This is a genomic window from Streptomyces atratus, from assembly GCF_014648655.1.
GTDB lineage: Bacteria > Actinomycetota > Actinomycetes > Streptomycetales > Streptomycetaceae > Streptomyces > Streptomyces atratus.
This window is the reverse complement of the sequence record NZ_BMRN01000090.1, coordinates 1-13,173: the sequence shown is the minus strand read 5'-3', so window position 1 is coordinate 13,173 and position 13,173 is coordinate 1. Positions and strand designations below refer to the sequence as shown.

The following is a 13,173-nucleotide window of genomic DNA, read 5'->3' as shown; positions in this document are numbered from 1 at the left end:
GGAACTCAGGCGAGTACTTCGATGTCCCCAACGGGAACTCCTGTCCTATGGATCTTCACGATCCAATGATCAGGGTGTCCACGATCAAGGGGAAACGCCCGTGTTTCACCTGGTCATGGCCATGCAGTCATGACCCTCGTCATAGGGGCTGTGCGAGAGCGCGTGCGACAAGGAAGCCCCGCCGGGATACCGGCGGGGCTTCTGTGCCCGGTGGACTACGCCGGCGTCGATGGTGCCCTGCGGGCGCCGTTGTACTCCGGCTCTCCGCTTTCGAGCACGCGGAGCAAGGAGGCGGTGACGACACGCGTGGTACGGCCGACGCGTAGCACGCGGCACGGAAACTCCCCGCGACGAACCAGGTCGTAGCCCTTCGCCCTGGAGAACCCCAACGCCTTGGAAGCGTCCTCCACGCTCCCCGTTCCGTCCCAGGTGGCACGGATGCGCGTAGGGCTGTACTGCGTGCCCTGCAACTCGTTGCTCTGCGTGTGCATTTCGGCTTCTTCGATCCCTTTCAAGGCGACGCTACTTGCGCGCAGCCGATTGGTGCTGAGTCTGCGGGAAACATCTGGCTCTAACGCTATGGCGGGTAAGTGGACCGCAGAGTCGGGCCAGCAACTGATCAGAGCAGCAGGTGTGAGCGGGGTAACGCCGCATCGTGTGCTGAGGTCGATGCCGATGTGCAGGCCATCCAGATCGAACTCGCTGTCGGTTCTACCCAGGACGTGACAAGACTTGGCCACCACGGCGTCAGTGAATTAGCGGTCCAACTGCGTGTCTCGAAAGATCTGGAGCGCGACCGGGGCCTGTTCCTCACGAGCTATGCGGCAGTGTGAAGCGCCGACGATGCGCGGCGAGTTGGATAGATGCTGGTCTTGGCGACGCCTTTCGACTTACGGACAGGTAGGGGCGGTGGACCATCAATGATGCGCGGCATCGCCGGTTTGGCTAACCGGCGTTCCTGCGCTATGTTGCTTCGCTTCGAAGCAGTCTGCGCGCTTGTCTGATTAATATGCGTCCATTCGTGCGGCCGACCGTTGCCGGAGCCGGCCAGGGAAGACTCGGCGTCGCGACTGTGCCCGATCCGTGCATGGACGGCTCCTGGGGCGTCGGCGGCTCATGGCGACAGCGCCCAGCTGCGGCAAATTGCCACACCCATCGGCCGGCCGCACGAGATGGATTGTCTTGCCCATGCTGGTCGGCTGTTGAGGCTGACGAAGCCAAGGGTGTGCGCGCTATCCCTCGCGGATCGGGGTGTCGAGGACGGAGACGATCGCGTCCCTGTTCGCCGTGATGAAGTCGGCCAGCTCTGGTGGCATCAGGTTCAGCCCCCGGACGGCCTCGGCGGTGAACGGAACCCGGACCACCTTGTACCCGCCCCGCTCCGGCTTGGTGAACTCCGTACCCGTGCGTGCGGCCGGGTTCATCGACTCCAGGCGCGCGGCGAAGATGTGTTGGACTCCGATGCCGCCCTCCAGCTCGTCGGTGATCAGGTGGACGAGCTCGGCACGTTGCAGCTTGCCGCCCAGCTCCTCGAATACCTCGCGGTGCAGGGCCGCCTCGATGGTCGCGTCGTCCTCCTCGACCCCGCCGCCGACCGACACCCAGTACGGCTCCCTGCCCGGCTTGGTGCGCTTGATCAGGACCAGCTCGTCGCCGTCGAGGAGGATGGCGCGGGCGTTGCGTTTGATGATGTCGGTCATGCCGTTGGCTCCTTCTGATCGTGGATATAGGAGAGAACGGGCGGAGGCCCGCCTGGTGGCGGTGGGCATCTCCGGCTCAGGGGGACCCAGCATGGTGCAGGCCGAGGGCGGGGTGTGTCGTCCGAGTGCTGCAGCAATGCCGCACCACTGCCGAACACGACTGGCTACGCTGGGCGTTTCGGCATGCTGTTCAGGGAGGACTCGCCGTGACGAGTGAGAAGAAACGGGAGTGGACACCATGACAGAGAAGACCTCCCGCGCCTCGGGCGAAAAGGCCGTTCGCGGCTCCGGGCCGGTCGCCGCGGCCAGCGCGCCGGTCATCCTGAGCAACGAGCCCGGCTCGTTCTCTTGGGGTGTGCTGGCCAAGCGCCACCCTTCCCTCATCCAGCAGGTACGAGACGCCTTCCCGCCGTTCGGGCCACGCAAGTGCTTCGAGGCCCGCGTCGAACGCGTCGGCAGGAAGCCACTGGTCGGACGGTTCGGCGGGATCCCGCTGAGACAGAACAAGAAGACGGTCATCACCGACCGTCGGCTGGCCCCGGTCGACATCAAACGCAAGGAGTTGGTAACCCGCCTCCTCGCCGGACGATGCGAGGCATGCGGACGCGTCGACGAGGTGGAAGTCCACCACGTTGCCAAGCTCGCAGACCTCGGAAAGCCGGGAACGGACCGGCCACCGTGGGCAGATCTCATGGCCGCTCGGCACCGCAAAGCCCTCGTGGTTTGCGGTAGTTGCCACGCGGACATCCACGGCAAGAAGCCTGTCCCAACACTCACGGAGTAGTCACTGGAGAGCGACGTGCGGCGAAAGTCGCATGCGTCGTTCGGGCTGGGGGCCGTTGGAAAAGGGCCTGCTCAGCAGGCACCTCGCCGACGGCCCACCAGTACTCTGTGGCACAACCTCAGCGAGGCTGCTGAGCGGACTGTCGCCCGCCACCGTCAGTGCCTGCGCGTCCTGGTCCCCGATCGGGAGGAGAAGGCTGAGGAACCGATGCCGCCCGAAGAGAAAGCGGACTCTCCATGGCGGAGCGACCGGTTCGCCAACCGCATCCGCGCCAGGCATGCCACCGTCCACGCGCTACTGGAAGCCGGCTACAGCCGCCGCTCCATCGGGCGTCAGCTCCACATGACCCACCGCACCGTCAAGAGCCTCGCCGACGCTGCCAAGCCGGAAGACCTCTTTCACGGTCAGTGGCAGCACAACAGGACCTCCGTTCTCGACGAGTACAAGCCCTACCTGGACGAACGTTGGGACGAGGGCTGCACCAACGCCTGGAAGCTCTGGGAGGAGATCGTTCCCTTGGGTTACCGAGGCAGCTACGGCCGGGTCAGCGCCTACCTGCGGGAGAAGCGCACCTCACCGCGGCCGGTCACCGCGCAGCCGCCTGCACCCCGCATGGTGACGAAATGGATTCTCAGCCGACCCGAGACGCTGACCGAGATCGAAAAGCTCCGGCTCAAGGCCGTCCTGGCCAGCTGCCCCGAGCTCGAAGCCCTGGCCGGTCACGTCCGGTCCTTCGCCCAGATGCTCACCGAGCGCCAGGGCGAACGGCTCCCACAATGGCTCGACGCCGTCCGCCAGGACGACCTGCCCAGCCTCCACACTCTCGCGGCAGGCATCGATCGAGACCGCGACGCGGTCATCGCCGGTCTCACCCTGCCTTGGAACTCCGGCGTCGTCGAAGGGCACGTCAATCGAATCAAGATGCTCAAGAGACAGATGTTCGGCCGGGCCGGCTTCGCTCTCTTACGCAAGCGAGTCCTGTTGGCTCACTGATCGATGTCAGATGCGCACTGTAACTTCCCCACATGGGTGTGTACCTGGTGAGCGTCGGCGCGGAGGAATGGTTTGGTGAGGAGGAAGATGGATGGGGCGGAGTTGCTTCAGCGCTCAACGCTGAACTCAGGCGGCGGGGCCTGCCACCCTACGAGGACGTACCCTCAGAGACGGACTTCGCACCTGGCTCAGGGCAAGCCTTCGAGGAGAAGCTGACCCCATCCATGACCGGGTTCCTCGCCTTGTGCCAGACGCACCTGTCACAAGAGGAGTCAGAGACCCTTTGCGGCTGGACTGTGCTCGTGCCCTTCTCGCTCGATGAGGAGATCTGGTTACCCATCGACTCCGGCGACTACGAGTCCATGGTTGCCGGCGCTCCCCAGGTCCTACCGCTCGCCGAGAAGCTGGCGGCAGTCATCGAATTGCCGCCCGAAACCCCGGCGATATGCGACAACCTCGACCTGAGCATGTGGTTCAGGGACCAAGCAAAGGAACTGGCCACTACTCGAACAGGACTGTGGGTCACGGACCTGGACACAGCCTTCTACGTCGCACTGTTCCTGCGCGCTGCCCAGCACTCGATCCGGCGTGGCTGCCCCATCATCTGCACCTGAGACCCATCTTCGGCCCCGCTGGTCTCCCAGCGGATATCACTCACCGTGCACGCGTCACGGAAAGCGAGCCAGAACCCGTTCTCGTGGACAAAGCCAGGTGGCAGGCTCACTACCGGCGTCGCTCTTGCCGAGGCCGGGGCACCGGATTGGCGCCCGGCCGACCCGCGCCGCGGTCCGCGTGGAGGCGGAGCGGCGGGAGGACGGCACCGTGGTCGTGCACAATTACGGGCACGGAAGGGGCGCCGGTCACGACCAGGAGCCGTCGGCCGTTCTCCGGGTCCCACCGAGCATCAGAGACGGGGAACGGTAGAGCAGCGCACCGTCGCGGTACAGCTCGTACTTATACCCCCGACTGCCCTCCAGATTGCACCCACGCGGTGTTGCGATCCTCGGCCACTCCGAAGCACGACCCCCAGTGGGGTCTTATTGTCCTTTTGTGGAGACGCGGCCGACGTTGCGATCCTTGGATACCCCGGAGGACGACCGACACTGTAGACGCCGTTCGCCTTGGCGTCGGCGTTGTAGACGTTGCGATCCTCGGTCATCCTGGGAGGCGACTGTCACGTGTACGCCACTTCCTCGTTCTCGCCCGGGGTGTGGGTGTTGCGGTCCTCAGCCGCCCCGGAGGGCGACCGCCAGGCAGCGTCAACGTCCTTCGACTCCTCCTCGATCTTGTTGCGATCCTTGGCCGCCCCGAAGGGCGACGGCCAGCGTCGCACAGCTGGGTCTTACGCCAGCCCTTGTCGAGGTTGCTATCCTCGGCCGCCCGGAGGGCGACCGCCATACCAACAAAAGTCCCGCCCGCTCGAGGGCGGCGTTTGGTTGCGACCCTCAGTCGCCCCGAAGAGCGACCGCCAACTGCTGTGCTGAGTTCGGAATTTGTCCTGCCACAGCTCCTCGGCCGCCCTGAAGGCGACCACTAGGTTGACGCGCCCCCCAGCCCGTCGTCTTGGCAGTTGTTGCGAACCTCGGTCGCCCCGGAGGGCTACTGCCACGTCGGCTAGAGAGACGCCAAGCTCATCACCGCGCGGGGGCGACCCTCGGCCGCCCCGAGGGGCGACTGTCAAGAGGTGGTCGAGCAGATAAATGTCCATGGTGGCGCGGTTGCGATCCTCGGTCGCCTGAAGGGCGACCGCCCGTTGGTGATGTGGAAGCGCTCGGCTCCTGCACCGCGTTGCGATCCTCGGTTGCCCCGGTGCCGGCGGTCGGCACGGGCATCGCGTCCTTGTAGTTGCGAACCTCGGTCGGCCCGGAGGACGATCGTCGGGCTCGTGGTGCCGGTGTTGCGATCCTCGGTTCCCTCGGAGGGCGACCGCCAGTTCCTCGGTGAAGACGGCTGTGTAGTCGTTGGTGACGTTGCGATTCTCGGCCGCCGCAAAGGGCGAACCGCCAGTTGTAGATGCCGGCCATCCGCATGACCCACGCTGCGTTGCGATCCTCGGTCGCCCAAAAGAGCGACCGCAGGCTGGAGACCATCTCGTCAAAGCCCCAACCCTTCCAGTTACGATCCTCAGCCGCCCCTAAGAGCGACCGCCATGGCTTCGTCTTCGACTGCTTTGCCACGCTGGCCATGTCGCGATCCTTAGCTACCCCCGAGGACGACCGCCACGCGCGTACCACTCCCCGAACCTCGACACGAACTCCTCGTTGTGATCCTCGGTCGTCCCGGAGGACGACCGCCACTCTCTTGCCGACGTTGCTGATGTCCTGGCAGGGGCTGCGATCCTCGGTCGTCCCTAAAGGCGACCGCCACAGTTGATGATGTCGCTGATCTCGGTGCACTTCTCGTTGTTGCGTTCCTCGGCCTCCCCAATGGGCGACCGCCATGACTCGGATACGTCCGGGTCAGCACGTGGAAAGAAGAGTTGCGATCCTCGGCCGCCCTGGAGTACGGGCCGCCACCAACGTAGCCCGGCCGACCTCGCGCGGCTCCAGCATGCGGTTGCGACCCTCGATCGCCCCGGAGGGCGACCGCCAGCTGTCGACTACCTGAAGGGCGCGGCACGGCGATATACGTTGCGATTCTCGGTTACCCCGAAGGGTGATCGCCACTAGTGGCATTCTGAGCCAGTGTGGAGAGCTGAACGGGGTTGCGATCCTCGGCCGCCCCGAAGGACGACCGTCAAAATGGTGCCGTTCAGAAGCGGTCGGACCGTGATTACGTTGCCCCCTCAGCGACCCTGGAGAGCGACTGCTAGAAGGACTGACCACACTCCCCAGGCATCATGTGGGCGTGGTTGCAATGCGCAACCGTCCTGAGGGCGACCGCCAGACCGGGCTCAACACCGAGTTCGGTCTTCTTGACGGCGTTGCGACCCTCGGTCGCCTCCAAAGGGGCAACCGCCAGACGCACACCCCGCAGCATTACCTCCTTGGCAAGATGGCGTTGCGATCCTCGACTTCCCCGGCGGGCGAGTTCAGTCGATGAGCCGGGTCAGAGTCACTCCGGTGGGGATCTTGTCTTCGTCGATGGTGATCCGGTCGGTGTAGTCGTCCCAGGAGCGTGCCTCGCTGTGGCCGAGTGGCTTGGTGCGGATCAGGTCGAAGAGCTTGTGGGCGGGGGCTCGTCCGTAGGCGTCGTCGTGGGAGAAGACGTACAGGCCGCGGATGGCCATTTCGCCGCGGGAGGATGCCCGGTCGTGGTCGAACATCATGGTCAGGGCCTTCCAGTAGGCGGCGAGGTCTTCCGGGGTGACTTTGGCCTTGGCACCGAGGGCTCCGGAGTAGAAGCCGTGGCCGCGGTAGAGGCCGTAGGGGACGTAGTGCTTGTTGCCCATCTCGGTGACCTTGCCCTTGGCCAGGTCCTCGGGCTTGTTCGGGGCGACCCGGGTGATGCCGGCATCGAGCGGAGTGATGGGGTCGATGGAGCGGGAGAAGGTGAGCTGCATGGGCCCGCGGGCCCTTCCCGCGTGCTTCTTCTGGTCGCCCACGGACATGACGGCTCCGAACAGGCGCACATCGTAGAAGTTGCGGATCATCCACTCCTGCGCGGTGGCGGTCTCGCCTTCCTTGGCTCCTCCTTCGATGTAGGCGCGCTGGATCTGCGGGTTGAGGGCGACGCCCTGTTCGACGTACATCTCGAAGCCGGGCTGGCCCTGGTGGACGAGAGTGATGGTGTTGCGGATCTTGCGCTTGAGTGCGACGTCGGTGATGAGGCCCTGGCCGGTGATGGGGTCGGTGCGGGGCATGCCGCCGGCGTCGGGGTCGCCGTTGGGGTTGCCGTCTTTGACGTCGATGAGGAAGACGTAGTCGTGCTTGCGGGTGGGGTCCAGGTGGGCGTCGGTCATGGTTGTCCTCGGTGTCCTTCCGGGGCTGTGAGTCGTGGTGGGCTGGCGGCGGGGTGTTACCAGAGGGTGTTGTCCGAGGTGTCGGCGTCTTCGGCGGAGGCTTCGGGAAGGGCGTCTGCTTGCTGTTCGGCGGCGAGTTCCTTGCCGGCTTCTCGTGCCTTGATGGCTTCTGCCGCAGCGCGTGCGGAGTGGGCCCGCTGGTGGTCGTAGCCGAGGATGAACAGGGCCTGCTGTTCGGTGCTCAGGTGGGCGGGGATGGTGTCGAGCAGGTCGAAGGCGTCTCGCAGTCTGCTGTCCATGGCCTTGGCCGCGGGGCCACTGGTGCGGGCGATGGTGCGCAGATGCGGCCGTGCTCCGATACGGAGGCGGGTGAGGACGGCTCGGGGGGAGGCGACTGCGGTGCTCAGGTACTTGTCGGTGATGGTGGTGTTGACCTTGGGCATGGCCTTGCGCTGGATCGCTTCGAGCATGGCCATGATCCGTCCGCATACGTAGCCGGGCTCGGTCGACTGGGGGTTCAGCTGGGGCACACAGAGCTCCTTGTGGCGGGTGGTCATACGGATCAGAGCGAGGCGCAGCAGGGCAACGCGGGGCCGGTCGAGGTGGTGGTCGGCGCGGATGCGCTGCAGAAGGACCGGCAGGAGATGGGCCGGTGGCGCGGCACGATGGAGTGCAGCTTTGGTGAGGTCGGCCTGAAGGTGCTTGGGGACGGTAGTGTCGACGTACTTGTTCTTGCGCTTGTCCCAGCGGGCGCAGGCGAGAGCGAGCCGCCAGACCGACCAGTAGGTGTAGGTGTTGTTCCAGCCGTCCCAGGTCTGCTGGTCGGCGAACCAGGTCCCGAGTCTCCGTTTCAGTTCGGGGACGGGGATGGTGATCCAGTCGGCGACGATGACCCTGTTGGTGTTCACCCGCAGGGTGAGGGCGTGGAAGGCGTTCTCGTCGAGGACTGCCAGTGCGTCTCGTCCCTGCCGGGGGTGGCGGAGTCCGGCGACGAGCTGGGCCACCTCCTCGGGCTGGGGGTCGCGCAGGGTCCACATGGATGTGCCGGTATCAGGATCCCGGGTCCACCAGACAATGGCGGAATCGTCGGCAAAGGCGCGGTGTTCGGGGTCGGCGAGCAGCGTGTTCAGGGCGGTGGCGGACTTGGTGCCGCAGTCGACGCAGATGGGGGTGGCACCGAGTTGCTTGGTGCCGGCCCGGAAGTGGGCGGGCTGGTTGAGGCAGACCAGCTGGGTATTCATTCCGGAGTTGGGGATGCCCTTGATAGGAACCGGGAGCGTGGACAGCAACGGCATGACGTGTCCGCACACGAGGCAGAGCCCCTGGTTCGCCTTGCCTGCCTTCCCGCTCTTCGCTTTCTTGACCTTGTCGGCCCACCAGCTCCTGGCTTCCGCGAGGTCGTGGATCCACTCGCCGTCCACGCTGATGGCGACAAGGTGGTCCTTGTCCATCTCCAGCGGCCACGCGGTCGGCGCCTGGCTGTTCAGCCACGCGGTCACGGTCTGCGCCTGAGAAAGGTGCGGGTGGTCGTTGCACCAGGAAGTAACCAGCTCACGGTAGGCGGTGTGCCGGGTTCTAGCCTTGGTGACGTCGGCAGAGTTGGTAGGGAGGATCTTTTCCCCTTCCGGACCTTTGACCAGGCCGGGATGGGCAAGCACGAACTGCGCGGTGTCGGCGAACAGGATCGGTGCTGGCTTGGACCCGGAGCGTCCCGTGTACGGGGCGGTGATCTTCCGTTGCTCCTGGCGAAGGTCGATGACCAGCGGTTCGGTGTTCCCCATGCCCGTGCTGGAGAGATCGATTTGCCACATGACCCGGCGAGCGAGGTAGTACTCGGGGGTGTCGCCCTGGCGGCCGTCGGCTTGCCGGACGAGGCTCTGCAGCAGCACGTCAGGCCACCTCCTCCGCGGAGGCGCGTCCCTCGGCTCCGGGCACGCCACTGATCTCGGCGGGGGCGAGCGGGCGGTCGGGAACGTGAAGAACACCGTGCTCGAGGCTGGCTCGGAACCAGTGGTAGCGCTCCTTGCCCTTCGGGAGGTACTCGATGTGGTGGAGCATCAGCCCGAGCTCGTCAACGGGCGGAATGCCTGCCTGGTCGGCGGGGGTGATCGCACCGGCTTCCTCCGCCGATCCGCGAGGCCCGAAGAAGGCTGCGAACTCGCGGCATCCGAAATGGGGCTGCTCGTAACAGGCGCCGCGTGCGAGCCGGCGGTCGAACTGGTCGCGGTACTTCGGCAGGGGCGCGGTGCACCGGTCGGTGGCGTGGATGGTCGCGTGGATGCGGTAGGCAACGTCACTCAGGGCGACGGTGACCCGCTGGCCGCGGTCTTCGGCGACGTCGTAGTAGTAGCCGTTGTTGGCTCGCAGGCTCTCGTAGGCGTTCTTGGTGATGATTGAGTTATTGACCTCGTTGCGCCGGAAACGGGTCCACCTCACCGGCTTGAGCTGTTCGATCCGTTCGACCCCGTAGGTCATCTCCGGCTTCCAGAAAATGGCCTCCAGCAGCCCCCTCGCCGCAGAAGGGGTCATGGTCGGATAGGAAACACGTTCGACTTTGAGTTCCGGGCGGGTGAAGCAGGCCAGCGGTCCCCATGCCTCCACCTGGACGTGAAGTGGCCGGTCAGCCCTCTTTTCGCGCCGCTTTCGGGGGCGTGACGCATTCATGCACTTGTTCCCTTCCTTGCCCGCTGGCGCAGGCCGTTGTCAGTGCCTGCCGATAGCTTCCTTGCGTCGCGCGACCCCGAGGTCCGCACTATGAGGTTCGAGGGATATGCGGCGCTCTGATCGGATCTCAGCGTACAACTGATGGAAAGTCAAATATGGTTGCTAGAAAGGCAGTTGATGCATTAAGTGGTTCGATGCCGGTTCCGGAGGGCAGGCTCGTGGCTCACTCACCGGGCCACCAAGGGCCCTGGCACTGGTACGAAGACCACGCCCGCGGTACGGGCGAGCTGGCCCGTCGGCTCGCAGAGCCATGGGGAGGAGGTGACCTCGCCTACCGGCTGGGACGCGACCACGACACGGGCAAAGGAGCCTGTGCATGGCAGGAGGGGCTGATCGAGGAGGCCACCACCGGCCGTAAGATCAGACGGCCACCGCACAACGACGCCGGAACTTTTCTGTTCGCCCGGGCGGCCGAGCAGGTCCCCGCTCTGCTGCCCTGCGCCGGCGTGATTCAGGGGCACCACACCGGTCTGTCCGCGTGGTCGGAAGTCCGGCTCCGGCTGAAAGCCCTGATGGTCGACTCCAGCGAGATGGACGAAGCGATCCACCGAGTCGCCGCGGTCATGCCGGAAATCCTGGACGGCTCATGCCCTACCGTCCCGGACTGGCTCGACCCACGTGACAAGATCGCTGTAGAGATGCTGGTCCGCATGACCTACTCGGCCGTGGTCGACGCCGACCGGCTCGACACCGCTGCCCACTTCAGGCCCGGCACGCACATCCGGCCACACGTGGGGATGGCGGAACTGTGGGAGCGGTACGAGGCCCGCCGCCAGGAGGCCCTCGCCGAACGCCAGCGCGTCAAGGCAGTCTCCTGGCTGGACACGCTCCGCGAGGACGTCTACCAGGAGGCGCTCGAAGCCGCCACCGGCAAGCCTGGCGTGTACCGGCTGCACCTTCCGACCGGCGCCGGAAAGACGTTCACCGGCGGAGGCTTCGCCCTCCGCCACGCTTCCCTGCACGGGCTGCGGCGCGTCGTCGTCGCGGTCCCGTTCATCTCGATCACCGAACAGAACGCGGCGGAGTACCGAAGCCTCCTGGACCCGGAGCAAGGACCACCGGTGGTGCTGGAACACCACTCGGCCGTGAACGTCGAAGCTCCGCAGCAACGCGCACCGCAGGCCGCTGGCGCCTCGACGAACGTGCGCCACGGCCAGAAGGGTGGTCAGCCCAACCGGTGGGCGAAATTGGCGACCGAGAACTGGGACGCCCCCTTCATCGTCACCACCACCGTCCGCCTGATCGAAACGATCTTCGGGAACACCCCCTGGGCCACCCGCCGGCTCCACCGGCTCGCCAACTCCGTGATCATCCTGGACGAGGTCCAGGCTCTCCCCGACAGGCTCCTGACCCCGATCCTCTCCGGCCTGCGGGAACTCGTGGAGCACTACGGCGTGACCCTTGTACTGTCATCGGCGACCCAGCCGGAACTCGCCGCACTGAACCCCTGGCGCTCCGGTCTCCCGCAACATGACGTCATCGCCGACCCCGCGCCACTCTTCAAGCAATTGCGCCGCGTCAGATACGAGTGGCGGGCCGGCCCGGACGTGACTCTCGCAAGCATTGCCGCCGAGGCGGCCGAGCACGACCAGGCCCTCGTCGTGGTCAACGGGACCAAGGACGCCAACCAGGTCCACCGCAGCTGGATTGGTACGAACCGCGACGAGAACCCAGGCGTTCTGCACCTGTCGACCCGCATGACCGGCGGCCACCGCCGAGAAACCATCCAAGCGACGAAACAACGCCTGGAGGAGGGTGTGGACACCCTCCTCGTGTCGACCTCGCTCATCGAAGCCGGCGTCAACCTCGACTTCCCCCGCGGATACCGCGCCAGATCAACACCAGAGTCCGAACAGCAGGCCGCAGGACGGGTCAACCGCGAGGGCAAGCGCCCCGCGAAGGACAGCGTCATGACCATCTTCGATCCCCAGGACGGCCTCAACCCGGAGGTCGTCTACAACACGTGCGCCACCGCAGCAGCGTCCCACCGCTTCGGCGACGGGCTGGCCACTCCTGATGACCTGGACGCCCTCCGCTCGTACTACCAGCACCGCTACCGCCTCCAGGCAGGACAACATTCCAAGGACCCCAACGGAGCCACCGGAGAGGTCATCGAGGCGCTGCGAGCAAAGCTGCACTACCCGGAGGTCGCACGCAGGATGCGGATGATCGACAACGAGCACTCCGTGGCCGTGGTCGTCATCCGCCCCCAGCTCAAGGAAGAAGCCCGACAGGCCGCCCAGAAGGCAGTCGACCAGCTCCGCCGCGGCCTGCCGACGCCGGCGACCTACCGCACCCTGCAGGAACACATGGCATCCATCCCTAAGCAAGAACGGGAACTGGCGATCAACACCGGCCACGCCATCGAAATCGTCGGCGACCTGCACCAGTGGGTTGGCCCCTACCACCCCCAACGAGGCATCGAACCTCCTGCATGACCATTCAGGCTCACCGAGCAATGCCTCACCAGTACGCTTGCGGAACTGAAACCGCCAGCCGGCAGCCGAAGTGTGGTGATCAGCTTGTAGCAGTGAAATTTCGAGTATTTGAAAAGTCGAATCTGTCGCGGTGGTCGTCTTCCGCATGACCGAGGATCGCAACATGTGTTCGTGCTCGTACATGGCGGCGAAGTGGCCGTGGCGGTCGTCCTACGGGGTGACCGAGGATCGCAACATCACGCCGTAGGTCATGATGATCGCATCTCAGTCGAGGCGGTCGCCCTCCGGAGCGACCGAGGACCACAACATTGAAACCGGAGGTGTCGTGCGCCTGCGGGCGAGGTGGTGGTCGCTCTCCCGGGGCGACCGAGGATCGCAACGGCATTGGCAATACTGGATCGCCGGCCGCCTGGTTGTGGCGGTCGCCTTTCGGATTGGGTGGCTTGCATGTCGCGGCTGGTGATCTGTCCGTGCCGGTTGTCTTCCGGGGCACCGCGGATCGAAACAACCGCAAGGGCACGAACAAGATTGGGGCTTTCCCCTTGATCGTGGACACCGGTTGTCATGCGGCGGTGGCCAGCGTAGTTGATCGTTGTTCGTAGGCGATCGGGCTGATCTGGCCGAGGCGGGAGT

The 13,173-nt window shown here is 65.5% G+C and carries 10 protein-coding genes and 1 pseudogene; 5 read left to right on the top strand and 6 right to left on the bottom strand.

Going from position 1 to position 13,173, the window contains the following annotated elements; translation table 11 throughout:
* Positions 1-215 precede the first annotated feature (215 nt).
* Together IEZ15_RS42025 and IEZ15_RS42020 are read right to left on the bottom strand one after the other, a co-directional pair.
* Positions 216-491, bottom strand: coding sequence for a helix-turn-helix domain-containing protein (locus IEZ15_RS42025; protein WP_229846538.1), 276 nt, complete (start codon positions 489-491; stop codon positions 216-218).
* Between the two features lie 741 nt (positions 492-1,232).
* Positions 1,233-1,700, bottom strand: coding sequence for an NUDIX hydrolase (locus tag IEZ15_RS42020; protein WP_189282222.1), 468 nt, complete (start codon positions 1,698-1,700; stop codon positions 1,233-1,235).
* Positions 1,701-1,938: 238 nt separating this feature from the next.
* On the opposite strand from IEZ15_RS42020, the gene IEZ15_RS46940 reads away from it, so the two are divergent.
* The 4 genes and pseudogenes from IEZ15_RS46940 to IEZ15_RS46070 all read left to right on the top strand — a co-directional run.
* Entirely contained in the window at positions 1,939-2,484 is a 546-nt protein-coding gene (locus tag IEZ15_RS46940) for an HNH endonuclease (RefSeq protein ID WP_189282221.1), read from the top strand.
* Between the two features lie 207 nt (positions 2,485-2,691).
* Positions 2,692-3,477: a transposase gene (locus tag IEZ15_RS42010; RefSeq protein WP_229846537.1), complete on the top strand. Its 786-nt coding sequence runs from the start codon at positions 2,692-2,694 to the stop codon at positions 3,475-3,477.
* 32 nt (positions 3,478-3,509) lie between these two features.
* Positions 3,510-4,091: a hypothetical protein gene (locus tag IEZ15_RS42005; protein ID WP_189282220.1), complete on the top strand. Its 582-nt coding sequence runs from the start codon at positions 3,510-3,512 to the stop codon at positions 4,089-4,091.
* Positions 4,092-4,230: 139 nt separating this feature from the next.
* A pseudogene (locus IEZ15_RS46070) lies at positions 4,231-4,401 on the top strand (amino acid oxidase); the annotation flags it as partial.
* Between the two features lie 250 nt (positions 4,402-4,651).
* Here the strand turns inward: IEZ15_RS46070 and IEZ15_RS42000 are convergent.
* The 4 genes from IEZ15_RS42000 to cas5c all read right to left on the bottom strand — a co-directional run bounded on the left by IEZ15_RS42000 (position 4,652) and on the right by cas5c (position 10,042).
* The gene (locus IEZ15_RS42000) at positions 4,652-4,810 is read right to left on the bottom strand and encodes a hypothetical protein (RefSeq protein WP_189282219.1); all 159 of its coding nucleotides are present in this window, start codon (positions 4,808-4,810) and stop codon (positions 4,652-4,654) included.
* Between the two features lie 1,698 nt (positions 4,811-6,508).
* Positions 6,509-7,378 (bottom strand): type I-C CRISPR-associated protein Cas7/Csd2, encoded by an 870-nt coding sequence (gene cas7c / locus IEZ15_RS41995; protein WP_189282218.1) that lies wholly within the window; start codon positions 7,376-7,378, stop codon positions 6,509-6,511.
* Positions 7,379-7,434: 56 nt separating this feature from the next.
* Complete coding sequence (gene cas8c / locus IEZ15_RS41990; protein WP_189282217.1) at positions 7,435-9,267, bottom strand: type I-C CRISPR-associated protein Cas8c/Csd1; 1,833 nt, start codon at positions 9,265-9,267, stop codon at positions 7,435-7,437.
* A gap of 1 nt (position 9,268) precedes the next feature.
* Positions 9,269-10,042, bottom strand: coding sequence for a type I-C CRISPR-associated protein Cas5c (cas5c, locus tag IEZ15_RS41985; RefSeq protein ID WP_189282216.1), 774 nt, complete (start codon positions 10,040-10,042; stop codon positions 9,269-9,271).
* Between the two features lie 218 nt (positions 10,043-10,260).
* On the opposite strand from cas5c, the gene IEZ15_RS41980 reads away from it, so the two are divergent.
* Positions 10,261-12,540: a CRISPR-associated endonuclease Cas3'' gene (locus IEZ15_RS41980; protein WP_229846536.1), complete on the top strand. Its 2,280-nt coding sequence runs from the start codon at positions 10,261-10,263 to the stop codon at positions 12,538-12,540.
* Positions 12,541-13,173 lie beyond the last annotated feature (633 nt).

Bases quoted from the DNA above. Each gene is read 5' to 3' on its own strand.
- IEZ15_RS42025 (WP_229846538.1), bottom strand. From the start codon at position 491: ATGCACACGCAGAGCAACGAGTTGCAGGGCACGCAGTACAGCCCTACG.
- IEZ15_RS42020 (WP_189282222.1), bottom strand. From the start codon at position 1,700: ATGACCGACATCATCAAACGCAACGCCCGCGCCATCCTCCTCGACGGC.
- IEZ15_RS46940 (WP_189282221.1), top strand. From the start codon at position 1,939: ATGACAGAGAAGACCTCCCGCGCCTCGGGCGAAAAGGCCGTTCGCGGC.
- IEZ15_RS42010 (WP_229846537.1), top strand. From the start codon at position 2,692: ATGCCGCCCGAAGAGAAAGCGGACTCTCCATGGCGGAGCGACCGGTTC.
- IEZ15_RS42005 (WP_189282220.1), top strand. From the start codon at position 3,510: ATGGGTGTGTACCTGGTGAGCGTCGGCGCGGAGGAATGGTTTGGTGAG.
- cas7c (WP_189282218.1), bottom strand. From the start codon at position 7,378: ATGACCGACGCCCACCTGGACCCCACCCGCAAGCACGACTACGTCTTC.
- cas5c (WP_189282216.1), bottom strand. From the start codon at position 10,042: ATGAATGCGTCACGCCCCCGAAAGCGGCGCGAAAAGAGGGCTGACCGG.